The 18933-nt window shown below is 71.5% G+C and carries 18 protein-coding genes; 8 read left to right on the top strand and 10 right to left on the bottom strand.

All coding sequences use genetic code 11. From position 1 onward, the window contains the following. Positions 1-32 precede the first annotated feature (32 nt). Positions 33-860 carry a hydrolase gene (locus ACO4JP_RS01810; RefSeq protein ID WP_425955694.1) on the top strand — a complete coding sequence of 276 codons (828 nt, stop codon included), beginning with the start codon at positions 33-35 and terminating at the stop codon, positions 858-860. A 27-nt stretch (positions 861-887) separates the two neighbouring features. Here the strand turns inward: ACO4JP_RS01810 and ACO4JP_RS01805 are convergent, their stop codons facing one another. The 6 genes from ACO4JP_RS01805 to ACO4JP_RS01780 all read right to left on the bottom strand — a co-directional run bounded on the left by ACO4JP_RS01805 (position 888) and on the right by ACO4JP_RS01780 (position 9471). Next, complete coding sequence (locus ACO4JP_RS01805; protein ID WP_425955693.1) at positions 888-1082, bottom strand: YbdD/YjiX family protein; 195 nt, start codon at positions 1080-1082, stop codon at positions 888-890. Between the two features lie 67 nt (positions 1083-1149). Further along, complete coding sequence (locus tag ACO4JP_RS01800) at positions 1150-3411, bottom strand: carbon starvation CstA family protein (protein WP_425955692.1); 2262 nt, start codon at positions 3409-3411, stop codon at positions 1150-1152. A gap of 244 nt (positions 3412-3655) precedes the next feature. Further along, positions 3656-5422, bottom strand: a complete 1767-nt coding sequence (locus ACO4JP_RS01795; protein WP_425955691.1) for an ABC transporter family substrate-binding protein — start codon at positions 5420-5422, stop codon at positions 3656-3658. Next, the gene (locus ACO4JP_RS01790; protein ID WP_425955690.1) at positions 5422-7542 is read right to left on the bottom strand and encodes a dipeptide ABC transporter ATP-binding protein; all 2121 of its coding nucleotides are present in this window, start codon (positions 7540-7542) and stop codon (positions 5422-5424) included. Before ACO4JP_RS01790 ends, ACO4JP_RS01795 begins: the two co-directional genes overlap by 1 nt. Further along, positions 7539-8477: an ABC transporter permease gene (locus tag ACO4JP_RS01785; RefSeq protein WP_425955689.1), complete on the bottom strand. Its 939-nt coding sequence runs from the start codon at positions 8475-8477 to the stop codon at positions 7539-7541. Before ACO4JP_RS01785 ends, ACO4JP_RS01790 begins: the two co-directional genes overlap by 4 nt. A gap of 10 nt (positions 8478-8487) precedes the next feature. Continuing rightward, complete coding sequence (locus ACO4JP_RS01780) at positions 8488-9471, bottom strand: ABC transporter permease (protein WP_425955688.1); 984 nt, start codon at positions 9469-9471, stop codon at positions 8488-8490. Positions 9472-9845: 374 nt separating this feature from the next. On the opposite strand from ACO4JP_RS01780, the gene ACO4JP_RS01775 reads away from it, so the two are divergent. The 3 genes from ACO4JP_RS01775 (at position 9846) to ACO4JP_RS01765 (ending at position 11959) form a co-directional block, all read left to right on the top strand. Further along, complete coding sequence (locus ACO4JP_RS01775; protein ID WP_425955687.1) at positions 9846-10883, top strand: DMT family transporter; 1038 nt, start codon at positions 9846-9848, stop codon at positions 10881-10883. Then, a complete protein-coding gene (locus ACO4JP_RS01770) occupies positions 10880-11494 on the top strand; it encodes a DinB family protein (RefSeq protein WP_425955686.1) in 615 nt (204 codons plus the stop codon). Before ACO4JP_RS01775 ends, ACO4JP_RS01770 begins: the two co-directional genes overlap by 4 nt. An 81-nt stretch (positions 11495-11575) precedes the next feature. Then, positions 11576-11959, top strand: a complete 384-nt coding sequence (locus ACO4JP_RS01765) for a RidA family protein (RefSeq protein ID WP_425955685.1) — start codon at positions 11576-11578, stop codon at positions 11957-11959. Between the two features lie 19 nt (positions 11960-11978). Here the strand turns inward: ACO4JP_RS01765 and ACO4JP_RS01760 are convergent, their stop codons facing one another. Beyond that, positions 11979-12392: a VOC family protein gene (locus ACO4JP_RS01760; protein WP_425955684.1), complete on the bottom strand. Its 414-nt coding sequence runs from the start codon at positions 12390-12392 to the stop codon at positions 11979-11981. A gap of 69 nt (positions 12393-12461) precedes the next feature. Here ACO4JP_RS01760 and rlmC point away from each other — a divergent pair, with 69 nt between their 5' ends. After that, positions 12462-13679 (top strand): 23S rRNA (uracil(747)-C(5))-methyltransferase RlmC, encoded by a 1218-nt coding sequence (rlmC, locus tag ACO4JP_RS01755; protein WP_425955683.1) that lies wholly within the window; start codon positions 12462-12464, stop codon positions 13677-13679. Here rlmC and ACO4JP_RS01750 read toward each other — a convergent pair. Then, positions 13666-14727 (bottom strand): ornithine cyclodeaminase, encoded by a 1062-nt coding sequence (locus ACO4JP_RS01750; protein WP_425955682.1) that lies wholly within the window; start codon positions 14725-14727, stop codon positions 13666-13668. The two genes, rlmC and ACO4JP_RS01750, sit on opposite strands and share 14 nt — an antisense overlap. Next, on the bottom strand, positions 14724-15662 hold the full coding sequence (ddaH, locus tag ACO4JP_RS01745) for a dimethylargininase (RefSeq protein WP_425955681.1): 939 nt from the start codon (positions 15660-15662) through the stop codon (positions 14724-14726). The genes ACO4JP_RS01750 and ddaH overlap by 4 nt, the downstream gene beginning before the upstream one ends. A gap of 116 nt (positions 15663-15778) precedes the next feature. Here ddaH and ACO4JP_RS01740 point away from each other — a divergent pair, with 116 nt between their 5' ends. The 3 genes from ACO4JP_RS01740 (at position 15779) to ACO4JP_RS01730 (ending at position 18478) form a co-directional block, all read left to right on the top strand. Beyond that, positions 15779-16231 (top strand): Lrp/AsnC family transcriptional regulator, encoded by a 453-nt coding sequence (locus tag ACO4JP_RS01740; protein WP_425955680.1) that lies wholly within the window; start codon positions 15779-15781, stop codon positions 16229-16231. Between the two features lie 89 nt (positions 16232-16320). Beyond that, the gene (locus ACO4JP_RS01735; protein ID WP_425955679.1) at positions 16321-17724 is read left to right on the top strand and encodes an MFS transporter; all 1404 of its coding nucleotides are present in this window, start codon (positions 16321-16323) and stop codon (positions 17722-17724) included. Between the two features lie 145 nt (positions 17725-17869). Continuing rightward, entirely contained in the window at positions 17870-18478 is a 609-nt protein-coding gene (locus tag ACO4JP_RS01730) for an isochorismatase family protein (protein ID WP_425955678.1), read from the top strand. Between the two features lie 18 nt (positions 18479-18496). On the opposite strand, the gene ACO4JP_RS01725 is transcribed toward ACO4JP_RS01730, so the two are convergent. Beyond that, on the bottom strand, positions 18497-18853 hold the full coding sequence (locus ACO4JP_RS01725; RefSeq protein WP_425955677.1) for an ACT domain-containing protein: 357 nt from the start codon (positions 18851-18853) through the stop codon (positions 18497-18499). Positions 18854-18933: the final 80 nt, after the last annotated feature.

Genomic DNA, 18933 nt, shown 5'->3' with positions numbered 1-18933 from the left:
CCGCAAGACCGCAACCACAGCGGAGGTCGTCCGTGAGCTTCTCCGTCTGCGCCACCTGCGGTGTCGAGCACGACTCCCGGCCGGCGGTCTGCGCCATCTGCGCCGACGAGCGGCAGTGGGTCCCCGCCGACGGCCAGCGGTGGACCACGCTCGAGGAGCTCGCCGCGGCAGGCGCCGGTGTCGCGTTCGCCGAGCTCGAGGCCGGGCTGTGGGGGCTCACCGTGAACCCCGCGATCGTGGGCATCGGGCAGCAGTGCAAGCTGCTGGTGACGTCCGCGGGCGCGCTGCTGTGGGACCCGCTGGCCTTCGTCGACGACGACGCCGTCGCGCGCGTGCAGGAACTCGCCGGGCCCGCGGGGGTCGTCGCGGTCGCCGCCAGCCACCCGCACATGTTCGGGGTGCAGCTCGAGTGGTCGCGGCGGCTCGGGGACGTCCCGGTGCTGGTCAGCCGCGCGGACCTCGACTGGGTGGCCCGGCCCGGCGACGCCCTCGAGGACTGGGAGGGCGAGCGGGTGGTGCTGCCGGGCGTCACGCTGTCTCAGCCGGGCGGGCACTTTCCCGGCTCCGCCGTCGTGCACTGGGCGGGCGGTGCGAACGGGCGCGGCGTGCTGCTGAGCGGCGACACGATCTTCGCGAACCCCGACCGGGTCTCGGTGAGCTTCATGCGGAGCTACCCGAACCGGATCCCGCTCTCGGGCCGCGTGGCGGAGCGGATCGCGCGCCACGTGGGCCGCTTCGCCTTCGAGCGGCTGTACAACAACTTCGACGGCGTGATCCCGCGGGACGCGCGCGACGTGGTGATCCGCTCGGCCCGCCGCCACCGCGAGTGGACCGAAGGCGCGTACGACCACCTGACCTAGCGCGCCCGCAGGTGCCGGGCCGACGGCTCAGCAGCAGCGGGCGCCCGGGTTGGCGTCCTGCTCCGCGTACCGCTCCCGCCAGTACTCCGACACGGTCGGTACGAGGGCGTCGGGGTGGTTCCGGCGCAGGTGGGCGACGTAGCGCTGGTAGTCGCTCTCGCCCAGCACGCCGGTGACGTACCAGGCGACGGCCTTCCAGCCTCGCCGGACCGCATTCACCATGGCGATACCTCCGTCGTCGTCCGCGGTGGGTGCCGGACCGGAAGGCCCGGCACCCACCGCGAGGTGGTCAGTGCACCTGCGCCGCCGCAGCGACCGGGCCGTGCTCCGCCTCGTACGCCGCCCACTCGGCCGCGACCGCACGCTCGGCGTCGGTCATGACCAGGGTGTGCGCCGCGAAGCGGTGCGACGGGACGTCGGGCTCCTCCGTCGTCGGCAGGCCGCCGGCGCGGATCGCCCGGACGCTCACCCACACCGCGACGAGCGCGACCACGAGCACCAGCACCGCGAACACGATCGACAGGGTGCCCTGGATGAACGTGTTGCGGATGACGGCGTCCATCGCCTCCGGCGTCTTGGCCGTGCCGAACGACGTCTCGCCGGCGTCGCGCGCCTGCTGGAACGCCGAGTGCTGCGCCCAGTAGCCCAGCGCGGGCTTGTCGCTGAAGATCTTCTGCCACGACGCCGTCATCGTCACCGCGAGGTCCCAGACCAGCGGGACCGCGGGGATCCAGGCCCACCGGAGCAGGCCCTTCTTGATCACGACCACGGTGACCAGCGACAGCGCCATCGCTGCGAGCAGCTGGTTGGCGATGCCGAACAGCGGGAACAGCGTGTTGATGCCGCCCAGCGGGTCGGTGACGCCCATGAGCAGGATCGCGCCCCACAGGCCGCAGACGACGACGGACGCGATCCACGCGCCCATCCGCCACGACGGGTCGCGGAAGCGCTGGAGCCCCCGGACGTTGCCGAGCGTGTCGGTGAGCATGAAGCGCGCGACGCGCGTCCCGGCGTCGACCGTGGTGAGGATGAACAGCGCCTCGAACATGATCGCGAAGTGGTACCAGAACGCCCGCAGGCCAGACCCGCCGACGAGCGACCCGAGGATCTGGGACATGCCGAACGCGAGGGTCGGCGCGCCGCCCGTGCGGGAGATGATCGACTCCTCGCCGACGGCGTCGGCCGCAGCCGTGATCGCCTCGGGCGTGATCGGTGTGCCGCCCGTGATGGGCAGGCTGTTGACGAAGTCCGCCGCCGACGCCGGCTCGCCGCCCGTGAGGTTGGCACCCGAGTTGAGCGTGAAGTACAGATGCTGGTCGATCGACACGGCGGTGACCAGCGCCATGATCGCCACGAACGACTCGGTGAGCATGCCGCCGTAGCCGATGAGCCGCAGCTGGCTCTCCTTCTCCACCATCTTGGGCGAGGTGCCCGAGGCGATCAGCGCGTGGAAGCCCGACAGTGCGCCGCACGCGATGGTGATGAAGAGGAACGGGAACAGCGCGCCGGCGAACGCCGGGCCCGCGCCCGTCCTGGCGAACGTCGAGATCGCCGGCGCCTGCACGGCCGGCTGCGCCACGAGCACGCCGACGGCGAGCAGGATGATCGTGCCGACCTTCATGAACGTCGACAGGTAGTCGCGCGGCGCGAGCAGCAGCCACACGGGCAGCACCGAGGCGAGGAACCCGTAGCCCACGATCAGCCACGCGATCGTGGTCTTGTCGAGCGTGAAGAGGTCCGCGCCCCACGTCGTGCCGGCGACCCAGCCGCCCGCGATGATGGCGCCGAGCAGCAGCACGACGCCGATGAGCGACACCTCGGCGACCCGGCCTGGCCGCAGGTAGCGCAGGTACACGCCCATGAACAGGGCGATCGGGATCGTCATGCCGACCGAGAAGACGCCCCACGGCGACTCGGCGAGAGCGTTGACCACGACCAGCGCGAGCACGGCGATGATGATGATCATGATGACGAACACGCCGATCAGGCCGGCGATGCCGCCGATCGTGCCCATCTCCTCGCGGATCATCTGACCCAGCGACCGGCCCTTGCGCCGGGTGGACAGCCACAGCACCAGGTAGTCCTGGACTGCGCCGGCGAGCACGCCGCCGATGATGATCCAGAGGGTTCCCGGCAGGTAGCCCATCTGGGCGGCGAGCACCGGGCCCACGAGCGGGCCCGCGCCGGCGATCGCGGCGAAGTGGTGGCCGAACAGGACGCGGCGGTCGGTCGGCGCGAAGTCGCGCCCGTTCTCGTGCTGCTCGGCGGGCGTCGCGCGGTCGTCGCGCGGGCGCACCACCTTGTACTCGATGAGCCGCGCGTAGAAGCGGTAGGCGATGACGTAGGTGCCGACGGCGGCGAGCACGAAGTACGCGGCGTTGACGTCCTCGCCGCGCAGGACGGCGATGAGCGCCCACGCGACAGCCGCGATCAGTGCGATGACGGCGAAAGTGATCCTCGTGCCGGTGGTCATGGGCCGCCGGTCGATGACGGCGACGGGAGGCTGGTCCGGATCGGTCCTGACCAGCTCGACAAGCTCGGGCAAACGCACAGGGGCCTCCTTGCCACTGGGTGTGTTGCTACGGTCCGGGCGACTTTGCCCGGTTCCGCCGAAAACTCACCATAGTGTCCCGGGGCACGTTGTCCAGAGCCTCTGGTTGCGTTGTGGGACTCTGCGGCTCCGCTTCAGGACGCCCTTGGGCGGAGCCGCAGGGTCCCACAACGCAGACGGCAGCGGCCCCGTCCCCCTGGGGAGGGGCGGGGCCGCCGTCGGGTGGGTCAGCGGTGGCTGTGCGCTACTTCTGCCAGCCGATGTTCTCCGGGTGCGGGCTGAGCGCCTTGAACCCGTTCGACGGGGCCATCGAGCTGCCGCCGTAGTTGGCGAGGCCCTTCTTGACCGCGAGCATGACCGGACCGTTGTCGATCGGGAAGGTGCCGTACAGCTCCAGCGCCTTCTTCTCGGCCTCGTTGAAGGTCTTCGTGGCCTCCTTGGGGTCCTCGGTCAGACCGGCCTTCTTGAAGCCCTCGTCCGCCGTCGGGTCACCGATGTAGGCGAAGTTCGAGTCGGAGTCGGAGCCGTAGAGCTGGTAGCCCGCCGACGAGTAGCCGTACGGGTCGGACGCCGACCACGCCATGATGAGCGACTCGTACTTGCCGCCGAGGACGACGTCGGAGAACTTCGACGGGTCCTGGTGGTCGAGGTCGATCTTGATGCCCGCCGCCTTGCCCATGGCCTGGATGGCGTTGGCGATGGCCGTCTGGGTCGGCGAGTCGCCGAAGAACGTGTACTTGGTCGTGAGCGGCTTCCCGCCCTTGGCGTAGTAGCCGTCGGAACCCTTGGCGTAGCCCTCGCCCTCGAGCGTCTTGCCCGCGTTCTCGACCGAGTACTTCGACTCGGCCGGCATGTTGTCCTCGTACCCGTCCTGGAACGGGTACATGATCTCGGAGCCGAGCGGCTCCTCCTTCCAGTTCAGGCCCTGGTTGTCGATCTCGACGAGCTTGGTGCGGTCGATCGCCTGGGTGAGCGCCTTGCGCACGGCCTGGTCCTTGAGGGCGTCGGCCTTGGTGTTCAGGACGACGACGCCAGAGGCCAGGGCAGTGTTGACGCGGATCTCCACGTTGTCCATCCCCTGGGCGACCTTGAGGCGGTCGGCCGCGGCGACGCCGGTGGCGTCGACCTCACCGTTCTGAAAGGCGTTGATCGAGGCCGACTCGTCCATGACCTTGAACTGGACCTTGTCGAGCAGCGGCTTCTTGCCCCACCAGCTGGGGTTCGGCACGAAGGTGGCCTGCGTGTCGTCGAACGAGTCGACCTTGAACGGTCCCGCGGCCCACTCGTTGTGGGGCTTGTTGACCCAGCCCTGTGTGAACGTGTCGACGTCCACGGCCTTCGGGTTCTCGAGCTGACCGAAGAGGAGCTGGTACGGGTAGAACGGCGTGCCGAACGTGACGACGGCCTGCTTGGCGTTGTCGCCCTGCGTCACCGACTTGACCTGCTCGTAGCCCGTGGTCGACGGCGGGTTGTAGCCCTTCGTCTTTCCCGACTGCGTCTTCCAGGTGGCCTCGAAGGCCGTCCAGTCGATCGGCGTGCCGTCGTTCCAGACCGCCTTGGGGTTGATGTCGTACGTGACCGTCAGCGGGTCCTCCGACGTGACGGTGACCCCCGAGAGGTAGTCGGGGTTCGGCGTCGGGTTGCCCGAGACGTCGTAGTCCCACAGCTGGGGCATGTAGTACGTCCAGAACTGCGCCATGTAGCCGGTGTTGCCGTCGGTGGAGAACGCGTTCCAGTTCGGGCCGATCTCGGTGGTGGCGAGCGTCAGCGTGCCGCCCTGCTGGAGCTTGTCGCGGTCCTGGGTGTTGTCGTACGCGACGCCCGCGGTAGGCATCGGGTAGCTCGTGCCCATCGTCTTGGCGGGGAAGCCCGACAGGGGCTCGGTCGCCTTGGTGTCGTGCTCGCCGTTGTCGGCGCTGTCGCTGCTGCCGGAGGCGCACGCGGAAAGCGCGAGCGCCAGCGCGGTCACGACGACGGCCGCGCGGGCCACCGTCTTTCGCATGCTCTTCATCAGTTCTCCTCTAGGGCCGTGACGGCCGGTGACAGGGGGAAGTGGCAGGCCGCGGAGTGGTCGCCGCCTGTGAGGACGGGCAGCTCGGTGTCGCACCGGCGCTGCTCGTCAGCGGGCAGGAAGGCCCGGACCTTGCAGCGGCCGGCGAACCGGCAGCCTGTGATCTCCTGCGCGGGGCTTGGCTGGTCGCCCGTGAGCACGATGCGCTTGCGAGAGCGCTCGAGCTCGGGGTCGGGCAGCGGCACCGCCGACAGGAGAGCTTGGGTGTACGGGTGACGTGGGGCGGTGAAGACCGCCTCCGTGTCGCCCTGCTCCACGACCTGGCCGAGGTACATGACCGCGACGCGCGCGGAGATGTGCCGGATCACCGACAGGTCGTGGGCGACGAAGAGGAACGCGACGCCGAGCTTGGCCTGCAGGTCCTCCAGCAGGTTGATGACGCCCGCCTGGATCGAGACGTCGAGCGCCGAGACGGGCTCGTCGAGCACGATCAGCCGCGGGCTGACCGCGAGCGCCCGCGCGATGGCGATGCGCTGCCGCTGGCCGCCCGAGAACTGGGACGGGAAGCGGTCGACGTGGTCGGGGTTCAGGCCGACCAGCTTCATCAGCTCGGCGATGCGCTCGTTGGTGCGCTGCTTGGACCAGCCGTGGACGGTGAGCGGCTCGGCGAGCACGTCGTAGACCGGCAGGCGCGGGTCGAGCGAGCTCATCGGGTCCTGGAACACGATCTGCAGGTCGCGGCGGAGCGTGGCGCGCTCCGAGCGTGACAGGGTGTCGAGGTTCTTGCCGAGGACGGCGATCGAGCCGCCCTGCGGCGCCTCGAGCTTCATGATCTCGAGCAGCGTCGTCGTCTTGCCGGAGCCGGACTCGCCCACCAGCGCGAGCGTCTCGCCCTCGCGGACGTCGAACGTGACGCCGTCGACGGCCTTGACCGTGCCGACTCGCCGGCGCATGAGGCCGCCCTTGGTGAGGGGGAAGTGCTTCTTGAGGTCGGTGACCTCGAGCACCGTCGCGCGCTGCTCGCGCGGCACGCCCTCCAGCACCGACTCGACGGCCTCGTCGACGTGGTAGACGTCGTCGAACGTCAGGCCCTGCTCGGCGATCTCGTCGGCGCGGACGCACGCCGCATGCTGGCCCTGGCGGCCGGCCACGGGCGCGAGCGGCGGCTCGGCGGTGCGGCAGGCGTCGGTGACCAGGGGGCAGCGGGCGGCGAACGGGCACCCTGGCGGCAGGTCGACCAGCGAGGGCGGGTTGCCCTGGATCGGCACGAGCCGGCGGTTCTCGCCGCGGTCCGGGCGCGGGACGGCGCCCAGCAGCCCCATCGTGTAGGGCATCGCGGGGCGTGCGTAGAGCGCGTCGACGGGTGCCTTCTCGACGGGGCGGCCGGCGTACATGACGAGCACGTCGTCGGCGACACCGGCGACGACGCCGAGGTCGTGCGTGATCATGACGACGGCGGCGCCAGTCTCGTGCTGTGCCGTCGTGAGCACGTCCAGCACCTGGGCCTGGATGGTGACGTCGAGGGCCGTCGTCGGCTCGTCGGCGATGATGACGTCAGGGTTGTTCGCGATGGCGATGGCGATCATCACCCGCTGGCGCATGCCGCCCGAGAACTGGTGCGGGAACGACTTGAGGCGCTCGGCGGGGTGGGGGATCCCGACGAGGTCGAGCAGCTCGATCGAGCGCTCGCGCACCTGCTTGCGCGTGAGGTCCTGGTGCAGGTCGAGGGCCTCGGCGAGCTGGTCGCCGATGGAGAACACCGGGGTCAGGGCGGACAAGGGGTCCTGGAAGACCATCGCCATGTCGTTGCCGCGGTGCTTCGACAGCTCGAGCTCCGACCGCCCCAGCAGCTCGCGACCCTTGAGGCGGATGGATCCCTCGACGCGGGCATGGGGGTCGAGCAGGCCCATGACAGCCAGCGAGGTGACGGACTTGCCCGAGCCGGACTCGCCCACGATGCCGAGCGTGCGCCCGGGCAGCAGGTCGAAGCTGACGCCGCGGACGGCGCGGACCGTGCCGGCCTCCGATGCGAAGCTGACGTGCAGGTCGCGCACGGACAGGACTGGCTCCGTCGCCGCGCCGAGGGGGTCCAGCCGGTGGCGGACATCGGTGACGGTCACGCCTTGCCTCCCGAGCGTGAGTAGGGATCGATGGCGTCGCGAAGACCGTCGCCGATCAGCTGCATCGAGAACGTGAGGCAGACGAGGAAGATCGACGGTGCCAGAAGCACCCACGGCGAGGTGAGCACCACGGACTGCCCGGCCTGCAGGATCGTGCCGAGCGAGGTGTCGGGCGCCTGGACGCCCAGGCCGAGGAACGAGAGCGCGGTCTCGGAGTTCACGGCACCGACGACACCGAGCACCGTCTGGATGATGAGCACCGACCCGAGGTTGGGGATCAGGTGCCGGCGGATGATCGTCGAGGACCGCACGCCCATGTACCGCGCGGCATGCACGTAGTCGAGCTCTCTGAGCGAGAGCGTCAGCGTGCGCAGGATGCGCGCGTAGCCGACCCAGCCGAACGCCGTGAGCGCCAGCGCGAGCACCAGCCAGCCGCCGGTCCCTGACGCCGAGCGCGTGATCATCGCGATGAGCAGGAACGACGGGACGACGAGGAGCGTGTCGAGGATCCACATGCCGACCCTTTCGACCCACCCCTCGAAGAACGCGACGGTGGTGCCGATGACGGCGGCGACGACCGTCGTCGCGATCGACGACAGGATGCCGATCATGAGGGACCTCCCCAGGCCGCGGGCGACCAGGGCGAAGACGTCGGAGCCGCCAGTCGTCGTACCGAACCAGTGATCGGCTCCGGGCGGCTGCGCGAGCGCGAGGAAGTCGGGCTCGTCGTAAGCCCACTGCCCGACCAGCGGGCCCAGGAGCGCGAAGAGGATCAGCAGCACCAGCAGGACCAGGCCCGCGAGGGCAGACCTGCGCCTGGCGAAGCGCCGCGTGATGAGGGCGAAGCGGCCTGTGCGGCGCAGCTCGGACCCCTGTTCGTCGTGGACGATCTCACCCGCGGTGGCGGCGGTGATGGAGAGCTCGATGTTGGCCATGGTCGTCCCCTCAACGGATCCGGATGCGCGGGTCCAGCCAGGACACGGCGACGTCGGCGAGGAGCGCGCCGGCGAGCGTGCAGGCGCCGCCGAACGCCGCGATCGCGACGGAGGCGTTGATGTCGTTCTGGGCGAGCGTCGTGACGAAGTACCTGCCCAGGCCGTTGATCGCGAAGATCGTCTCGGTGATGACCGCGCCGGTGAAGACTCCCGCGATCGTGAACGCGACGTTGACCGTCGTCGGGATCATCGAGGTGCGCAGCGCGTGCTTGCGGATCGCGACGTTGAGCGGCAGGCCCTTGGCACGGGCGGTGCGCACGTAGTCGGCGTTCATGGTGTCGAGCAGGTAGGTGCGCTGCGGCAGGTGGTAGCTCACGGCGGTGATGACGGTCAGCACGATGGTCGGCAGGATCAGGTGCTGGGCCAGGTCGCCGAGCCTCAGCAACCAGCTGTGCCCGTCGTAGGCATGGAGCCCGGTCACGTAGAACAGCCGGAAGCCGACGGCTTTGTTGAGGTAGATCGCGCCAATGACGACGAAGAGCGCGAGCACGGCCGTCGGGACCACGAGGAAGAACGTGGCGAGGCCGCCGAGCACGCGGTCCTGCCACTTGTACTGGCGGATCGCGGTGTAGACGCCGATGCCGACACCGATGACGATGCCGAGGACCGTGGCCAGCGTGACGAGCTGGACGGAGGCGCCGATGCGCGAGGAGATCGCGCCGGCCACCGGCTCCTGCGTCGGGCTCAGGCCCCAGTTCCAGTGCAGGACGATGTTGGTCAGCCAGGTCCAGTACCGCTCGAGGATCGGCGTCTGATCGTTGATGTTGGCGGCCGTCAGCGACGCGTTGATCGACGCCTCCGGCGGCCGCGGGTTCCGCGCCAGGTAGTTGGAGCGCGGGTCCATGAAGAACGAGGCGAGGAAGTACGTGAAGGACGTGGCCAGGAAGAGCATCACCACGTAGTTGCACACGCGGCGGACGAGGAACCGCACCATCAGGCGGCCCCGGCTTCGCCGCGGGGGGACATGCCACACATCGTCGTATCTCCGTGCTGTTCGGGGTCCAGGACCCGTCAACCGCTGGCGCGCACCATGTCGGTACGCAGCGCCGCGGACGTTACGACCCGTACGTTTCGTCAGCAGGACCGCCAGCGCATCCCGCTTAACGGTCGGTTAACAATCCGTACGGACCGGGTCAGACGGTACTGTGGCGAGAAGGGTGCCCGGGGACGCGATCGGCCGACGGACGGCGGGTCAACTCCGCCCGCGGCCCCGAAGTCGCGCATCGCCCCAGGTCATGGTCGTGTCAGTCGAATTGTTTCGAATTGGTCACAGCACCCGCTCCGCGCGGCCCGCTTAAGATCGCCGCCATGAGCGCGCGCCCAGCCGACCCCCCCACCGAGCGCCTGAAGGTCCTCGGCGTCGCGCTCGCCGTCCTCGGGGGCGTCGGGGCCGCCGTGCAGAGCCGGATCAATGGCACGCTCGCGGACCGTCTGGGCTCCGGGTTCGGGGCTGCCGTGGTCTCCTTCGGGTCGGGCCTGGTGGTGCTGGCAATCGTCGTCGCCGCCTGGCCGCGGTCCCGGGCGGCGGTGCGCCGCGTCTTCGCGGGCCTGCGCTCGGCCGGCGACGCCGGAGGCACGGCGCCCGACGGCGATGCCCCGCGTCTGCGCTGGTGGGAGTGCGTCGGCGGTGCCGCCGGTGGCTTCTTCGTGGCGACCCAGGGCCTCACGGTCGGCGCGCTCGGGGTCGCGGTGTTCGTCGTCGCGGTCGTGGCCGGGCAGTCGGTGAGCTCGCTCGTCGTCGACCGGCTGGGACTCGCCCCGGGCGGGGTGCGGCTCATCACGGTGGACCGCGCGCTGGGGCCGGCGCTCACGGTGGTCGCGGTGCTGGTGTCGGTGTCGGGCCAGCTCGGCTCACCTGCCGCGATCGGGCTCGCCGTCCTGCCGGTGCTCGCCGGCGCCGGGTCGTCGTGGCAGCAGGCGGTCAACGGCCGGGTGCGGGCCGTGGCGAGCGACGCGCCGAGGGGGGCCGCCCCGGGCGTGGTGGCGGCCACGTTCCTCAACTTCGTCGTCGGGACGGTCGTGCTGGTCGTCGCGCTCGGCGTGTCCCTGCTGGTGCAGGGCGCGCCCAGCGGCGCGTTCCCCCGGGAGCCGTGGCTCTACGTGGGCGGGCTCATCGGCATCGCGTTCATCGCGATCTCGGCGGCGATCGTGCACCGGATCGGCGTGCTGCTGCTGGGCCTGGGCATGATCGCGGGCCAGGTCGTCGGCGCGCTGGTGCTCGACGTCGTCACGCCGGGGGCGCAACGGCCCGGCGTCGCGACCTACGTCGGCGCTGCATTGACGCTGGTCGCGGTGGCCGTGCCGGCGTTGGCAGGGCGGCGGCGCCGTGGCACCGTGAGGGCATGACACCTCGCCGGGACCCCAAGACCGCGCTCCAGGACTACGTGCAGCGTGCCCGGGACTCGCTCGTGTGGAAGACCGAGGGCCTCTCGGAGCGAGAGCTGCGCATGCCGCGCACCGCGACCGGCACCAACCTGCTCGGGCTGGTCAAGCACTGCATCGCCGTCGAAGTCGGCTACCTCGGGTACACGTTCGACCGTCCGTGGCCGGACCTCGACGAGATCCCGTGGCTGCGCTCGTGGGTCGACCCGTCCGTGCCCGAGGTCGACGAGGAGGACCTGTACGCGAAGCCCGACGAGACCGCGGCGGGGCTGGTCGACCTCTACCGCCGCGCGTGGGCGCACGGCGACGCGACGATCGCTGAGCTCGACCTCGGCTCCACCGGCCGCGTGCCGTGGTGGCCCGACGAGCGCGCCCACGTCGACCTCCACTTCGTGCTGGTGCACCTGCTCGCCCAGCTCCAGCGGCACGCCGGGCACGCCGACATCCTGCGCGAGGGCATCGACGGCGCGGCGGGTGTGGACAAGGTCCACACCAACCTGTGGACGGCCGAGGACGACCGCCCCGCGCACGTCGCGCGCCTGCGCGAGATCGCGGAGCTGTTCCCGGCGGGCTGACGCAGAACCGGCGAGCACGGTCGCTCCGGAATACGGTCGGGGGAGCCGATATCGACGGGTTGCACCCGAGGAGGTTCCGCCATGATCGAGCAGGTCAATCCCGATTCGCTCTACAAGAGCCCCGTATTCTCGCAAGGCACCATCGCTCCCGCTGGACGGACGCTCTATGTCGGCGGCCAGAACGGCATCGACTCCGACGGCGTCATGGCGGTCGGCGTGGTCGCCCAGGTGGTCCAGGCGATCGCCAACCTGCAGGCGGTGCTGGATGCGGCGGGCGCGACGCCCGACGACGTCGCGAAGCTGACCATCTACCTGGACCAGCGCGTCGACCCGCGCGAGGCGTACGCGGCGTCGGTCGACGCGTGGGGCGAGCACCGGACGGCGGTCACCGGCATGATGGTCGCCAGCCTGGCCGTCCCGGGCGCGCTGGTGGAGATCGAGGCGGTGGCGGCGCTGCCCGCCTGACCTCGTCCTACGCGACGTCCTACGCGACGAAGATGCAGAAGGGGTGGCCTGCCGGGTCGCCGAAGACCCGCAGCGGCTCCTCCTCGTCGTCGGACCTGTCGAAGAGCAGCACCGCCCCCAGGTCGAGCGCGCGTTTGGTCTGCTCGTCGAGGGTGACGACGTCGGGCACCGTGGTGTCGAGGTGGAGCTGCTGCGGCACGTCGGCCGTGGGCCACGTGGACAGGGGCAGGTCGTCGACCTCCTGGAACGCGAGCTGGATGCCGCCCGGGTTGCGCAGCACGAGCCAGTCCTTGTCGTCCTGGTCGGCGCTCGCGGGCGGCTCGTCCCCGTCGCGGTACTCCAGGCCGAAGAGCTGCCGGTAGAACTCGGCGAGCCCGCGCACGTCGGTCGTGTCGAGCACCACCTGCACGATCGTCGGGCGCGTGCTGGTCATCGTCGGCCCCTCCCCGCTCCGGGCGACCGGGTCCGGCCGCCGCTCCACGGTATCGGCGAGAATGTCTGCGTGCAGTGCCACCACTACGACGCCGGACGCTGCCGCTCGTGCACCCTGCTCGAGGTCGCCTACCCGACGCAGGTGGCGGACAAGGAGCGGCACGTGCGCGAGCTGCTCGAGCCCGTGCTGGGCGAGCGCGCGCACGACGTCGCGTGGCTGCCGCCCGTGACGAGCGCCGAGGGCGGGTTCCGCAACAAGGCCAAGATGGTCGTGACCGGAAGCGTCGACGCGCCCGTGATCGGCATCCTCGGCGCGCTGCCCTTCGGCGAGGCCGGCGGGGTCGACCTCACCGACTGCCCGCTCTACCCACAGGTGCTGCAGGCCGCGTTCGGCCCCCTCGCCGCGCTGATCACGCGCGCGCGGCTCGAGCCCTACGACCTCACGCCGTCGCGCGCCCGCGTCACGCCGCGCGACGCCGCGCGGCGCGGCGAGCTCAAGCATCTGCTCGTCACGGTCTCGCCCGCGGGCGAGCTGCTGGTGCGGCTGGTGCTGCGCTCGCAGGAGCCGGTCGCGCGGCTGCGCAAGCACCTGCCGTGGCTCCAGGCCGAGCTGCCGAACCTCGCCGTGCTCAGCGTCAACGTCCAGCCCGAGCACAAGGCGGTGCTCGAGGGCGAGCTCGAGATCGTGCTCACCGAGCGTCAGACGCTGCCGATGACGCTCGACGGGATCACCCTGCACCTGCGCCCGCAGAGCTTCTTCCAGACCAACACCGACGTCGCGGCCGCGCTCTACCGGCAGGCGCGCGAGTGGGTCGACGACGTCGCGCCCGCCGGTCTGTGGGACCTGTACTGCGGGGTCGGCGGCTTCGCGCTGCACTGCGCGGCGCCCGGGCGCAGCGTGACGGGGATCGAGCTCAGCGCCGAGGCGGTGGCGAGTGCCGAGGTCACGCGCGGCGAGCTGGCTTCGGCGTCGCGTGAGGGCGCCGCCGCGATGGCGGGCGTCCGGTTCGCGGCGGGCGACGCGACGGCGTTCGCGCTCGGCGCGTCGCCCGACGACGTGCCCGAGCTCGTCATCGTCAACCCGCCGCGGCGCGGTATCGGTCCGGAGCTGGCCGAGTGGCTCGAGACGTCGTCGGCTCGGTGGGTGCTCTACTCGAGCTGCAACGCGGTGACGCTGGCGCGCGACCTCGAGCACATGCCGTCGCTGCGCCCGGCGCAGGCGCGGCTGCTGGACATGTTCCCGCAGACCCGCCACTACGAGGTGCTGACGCTCCTTACGCGCGCGTGAGGCCCGTCAGGTCGGCGTCCGCGACCAGCGAGAACAGGTCCTTCGGGTCGTCGGGCTCGGCGATGAGGTCGAGCCACTGCAGCAGCTCGTCGGGAGCGGTGCCGTCGCCCAGGAGGTCGTCGTGGACGAACCGCAGCGCCGTGAAGTCCTCGACGCCGAACCCGACCGAGTCGAAGATCGTCAGCTCGTCGGCGCTGAGCCGCCCCGGCACCTCGCCCGCGACGACCCGCCACAGCTCCGTCACCGGGAAGTCCGCAGGCTGGTTCTGGATCTCGCCCTCGATGCGCGTCTGCTCCTCGTGCTCGACGAACACCGACGCACGCTGCAGGGTGGCGGGCTCCAGCTCCGTCTTGCCCGGGCAGTCGCCGCCGATGGCGTTGAGGTGCTGGCCGGCGACGACGTCGCGGTCGCTCAGCACCGTCGCGTTGCGCTTGTCCGCGGTGCAGGTGGTGACGACGTCGGCGCCGCGCGCGGCCTCGCCGGCGTCGGTGCACACGGTGACGTCGAAGCCGAGACCCTTGGCGTTGCGCTCGAGCTTGGCGGTGGCGGCCGGGTCGACGTCGAACACGCGCAGGCGCTCGATGCCGAGCCCGGCGCGCATGCCCAGGGCCTGGAACTCCGCCTGGGCGCCGCAGCCGACCAGCGCGAGCACGCGCGAGTCCCGCGGGGCGAGGTAGCGGGCTGCGAGCGCCGACGTCGCCGCGGTGCGCAGCGCGGTGAGGATCGTCATCTCGGCGACGAACGACGGGTAGCCGTTGTGGACGTCGACGAGCATGCCCATGGCGGTGACGGTCTGGTAGCCGCGCGAGGGATTGCGCGGGTGGCCGTTGACGAGCTTGAACCCGAAGGTCGCGGCGTCGGCGGCGGGCATGAGCTCGATGACGCCGTCGCGCGAGTGCGAGGCGAGGCGCGGGCGCGTCTCGAGCTCAGGCCAGCGGCGGAAGTCGCGCTCGAGGGCGTCGGTGAGGTCACCGATGACGCGCTCGGGACCGCGGCGTGCCACCCAGCGGGCGGTCGCGGGGACGTCGAGGTACGGGACGCGGGTCACTGGGCACCTCGGAGCACGAGCGTGCAGCACTTGACCGACCCGCCGCCCTTGAGGATCTCGTCGATCTCGATGCCGACGGGCTCGAACCCGCGCTCGCGCAGCTTGGCGTGCATGCCGGTCGCGGCGGCGTTGAGGTACACGTGCAGGCCGTCGGAGACGGCGTTGAGGCCGAGCGCCGCGGCGTCCTGCGGGTCGGCGACGATCGCGGCGGGGAACAGGTCGTGCAGCGTCTCGAGGGACTCGGGCGCGAAGGCCTCCGGGAGGTAGGCGATGAGCGGCTCGCCGGTGCGGGCGCCGTCGTCGAGCACGGTGAGCGCGGTGTCGAGGTGGTAGAAGCGCGGGTCCACGAGCTCGAGCGAGACGACGGTGATGCCACGCCCGGTGAGGCCCAGGCGCTCGGCGAGCTCGCGGTGGGCCTCGCGGGAGGTGCGGAAGCCGGTGCCGGCGAGCAGCAGGTCGCCCACCAGGAGGATGTCGCCCTCGCCCTCGTTGAGCTCGTCGGCCTGGCCGACGCTGACGCCGCCGGGTCCGAGGATGCCGGCACGCGCGGCGGAGGCGAACCACCGCTCGTACGCGGGGCCCTCGGCCTGCCGCTCGGGGTAGGTGAAGCGCGGCGCGAGCGCCTTGCCGCCGACGACGAGGCCGCCGTTGGCCGCGTACACCATGTCGGGCAGGCCCGGCTCGGGGTCGACGACGTGGACGGTGTGCCCGTGGCGCTCGTACATCTCGCGCAGCCTGTCCCACTGAGCGACGGCGCGGGTGGTGTCGACGGGGACCGTGAGGTCCATCCACGGGTTGATCTCGTAGACGACGTCGAAGTAGGTAGGCGGGCACATGAGGAAGGTGCGCGGGGTGGCCGTTCGGCTCCTCGTGGGGGCCATGCGCAGGGCTGCGGGGGCGCCGGTGGGCGCGACGGGCGCGAGCTCGATGGTCATGCAGTCCACGGTACGGACGCGGCGTTGCGCAACAAACCCCTGTCCGTTGCGTGATCCTTGATGTTTCTTTGCTTGATCCCTCGTGCGGCTGAACGATTCGTTCCTATCCTGGCGGAGTGGACGAGCTGAACAGGCAGATCGTCGGGCACCTGCTGCGCGACGGCCGTGCCACGTTCCAGGAGATCGGCAGCGCCGTCGGGCTGTCGGCACCTGCGGTCAAGCGCCGTGTCGACCTCATGCGGGCGCGGGGCGAGATCTCGGGCTTCACGGCCGTCGTCGACCCGCGCGCCCTGGGGTGGGCCATCGAGGCGTACGTCGAGATCTTCTGCCGCGGCAACGTCTCGCCCGAGGTGCTCCAGCGGGAGCTGGGCGTCATCCCCGAGGTGGTCGGGGTCGCGACCGTGACCGGGGACGCGGACGCGATCGTGCACGTCATGGCGGCGTCGATGGCCGGGATCGAGGAGTCCGTCGAGCGGATCCGCACCAGCGGCCGGGTGGAGCGCACCCGGACGTCGGTGGTGATGTCGCGGGTGATCGACCGCCCGGCCCGGCCGGGCGGGGCGGGCTGACCTCCCTCCCTTCCGACGTCGAAAGTGAGGGGATCCGGCAGCGACGGGATTCGACAGCCTCCGCCGCACCGACTTACCGTGGATGTTTGATGCCTAGCGCAACAATCTCCTCGAGCCCCCGGAGCTCCGGCGGCGCCTCCGCCGTCCGGTTCCCCCGGCGACTCATCGCGCCGATGGTGCTCGGCTCGGTGCTCAACCCGCTCAACACCTCGCTGCTGTCCGTGGCGCTCATCCCCATCGGCGTCGCGTTCGGCGCCCCGCCGTCCGAGACCGCATGGCTGGTGAGCGCGCTGTACCTCGCGTGCGCCGTCGGGCAGCCGGTCACGGGCCGGCTGATCGACGCGTACGGGCCGCGGCGGCTGTACCTGATCGGCACTGCGCTGGTCGGCGCGGCCGGGCTGCTCGGCGCGCTCGCGCCGCACCTCGGGGTGCTGATCGCGGCGCGCGTGCTCATCGGGCTCGGGACCTGCGCCGGGTACCCCGCGTCGATGTCGCTCATCAAGCGCGAGTCGGTGCGCACCGGCCACGCATCGCCCGCCTCCCTGCTCGCGACGCTGTCGTTCGCCAACCAGGTGATCGCCGTCGTCGGGCCGACGCTCGGCGGGTTCCTCGTGGACCTCGGCGGCTGGCGGACGGTGTTCACCCTCAACGTCCCGTTCGCGGTCGCGTGCCTGGTGCTCGGCGCGCTGTACCTGCCGCGCGAGCCGCGGCCCGCGCACGGCGCGGCCCGCGTGCGGCGGCGCTGGGACCTGCTCGGGATCGGCCTGTTCTCCGTCGCGCTGGTCACGCTGATGCTGTTCCTCATGAACCCGGACGCGGGGCGGGTCTGGCTCCTCGGGCTTGCGCTGGTCGCCGGCGCCGGCTTCGTGCTCCGCGAGCTGCGCGTCGCCGAGCCGTTCCTCGACGTGCGCCTCCTGGGTGAGAACAAGCCGCTGCTCGTCACCTACGCGCGCCAGCTGCTGACCGGCGTCGTCATGTACTCCGTGGTCTACGGCCTGCCGCAGTGGCTCGAGCACGGCCGCGGGCTGACGCCGTCGCAGACCGGACTGGTGCTGCTGCCCGTGTTCGCGACGGCGATGGTCGGCACGATCCTCACGCGCAAGCAGCGCGGGGTGCTGGGGCGGCTGCTGGTCGGCTCGGCGATGCAGCTCGTCGCCTGCGTGGCACTGCTGGTGGTCGACGCCGGCACGTCGGTCGTGGTGCTGTGCGTGATCATGGCCGTGTTCGGCCTGCCGCAGGCGCTCAACGGCCTCGCCAACCAGTACGCGCTGTACGACCAGGCGACCCCGTCGCAGATCGGCGCTGCCTCCGGCCTGTTCCGCACCTTCATGTACCTGGGCGCGCTGACGTCGTCGGCGGCGACGGCGGCAGCGTACCGCGAGGTCGCCGACACGGCGGGCATGCACATGCTCGCGCTGTTCGCGGCCGTGTGCGCGGCGCTCCTGCTGGCGACGGTCCTGGCAGAGCTGTCGCTCCGCCGCCGCCGCCGCTGACCCCCCGGCTTCCGACGTGTCAGGACGACGGCGCACCCCGCCGCCCCCTGCTCCTGACAACCCTCACCTCCCGGCGCGCTGTCAGGGCCACGGCGCGCTCGGGCGCTCGCTGGCCCTGACAACCCGACTCTGAAGGAGCAACACCTTGCCCGTCACCACCCTCGACCCCCGCTCCGCGCTCGTCGTCGTCGACCTCCAGGCCGGCATCGTCGGCGCCGCGACGGAGCCCCACCCCGCCGCCGACGTCATCGCCCGCTCGGCGCGTCTCGCCGACGCGTTCCGCGCCCAGGGCCTGCCCGTGGTGCTCGTCCGCGTCACCGCGCGGCGCGACGGCGCCGACGCGGTCCGTGGCCGCACCGACCTCTCCGGTGCCGCAGCGGCGGCCGGGCGGTCCGCGTTCCCGACCCTCCCGGAGGGCTTCGACGTCCTCGTCGACGAGCTCGGCGGGCCTGCCGGCAAGGACGGCGACATCGTCGTCACCAAGCGGAACTGGGGCGCCTTCTACGGCACCGACCTCGACGTCCAGCTGCGCCGCCGCGGCGTCACGCAGGTCGTCGTCACCGGCATCGCGACGTCGATCGGCGTCGAGTCCACCGCGCGCCAGGCGCACGAGCACGGCTACCACGTGACGATCGCGACCGACGCCGTCGCCGACCGCAGCGCGATCGACCACGAGCACGCGGTCACGCGCGTCTTCCCCCGCGTGGCGGAGACAGGCACGACCGAGGAGATCCTCGCCCTGCTGGGCGCGTGACCCCGACGCTGCAGGACGTCAGGCCACCGCGTGCCCGGCGTCCTGCAGCATCTCCGTCGCGAGCGTGAGCCGGTCCTCGGGCACCAGCACCAGGTCCGCGTGGAACGTCGAGGCGACGAACACCGGCACCTGCGCCGCGGCCAGCGGCGCGACGACGGACGCGAGCATGCCGGGCACGTCCAGGCCGTGCGGGTCGCCGTAGACGCCCGCCCACCGCTCGCCGTTGCCCCCGAACGGGGAGGCGTGCCGGAGCACCGTGAGGCCTTCGGGCGCGCGCACGAGCGCCACCCACTCGTCGTCCTCCGGGAAGGTCGCACCGGGCAGGTGCTCGAGCGTGAAGCGGTCGGGCAGGACGCGCAGGCTGAGCGACGGCATGACGGGGAGCCTAGAGGCCGCTCCCGACACGCTCCCCCGCGCGCTCGACGTTGTGGACGTGCGGCGTTGTGGACGGCCGG

This window comes from Xylanimonas sp. McL0601, assembly GCF_049852175.1.
Classification (GTDB): Bacteria; Actinomycetota; Actinomycetes; order Actinomycetales; family Cellulomonadaceae; genus Xylanimonas.
This window is presented reverse-complemented; position numbering and strand designations above follow the sequence as displayed.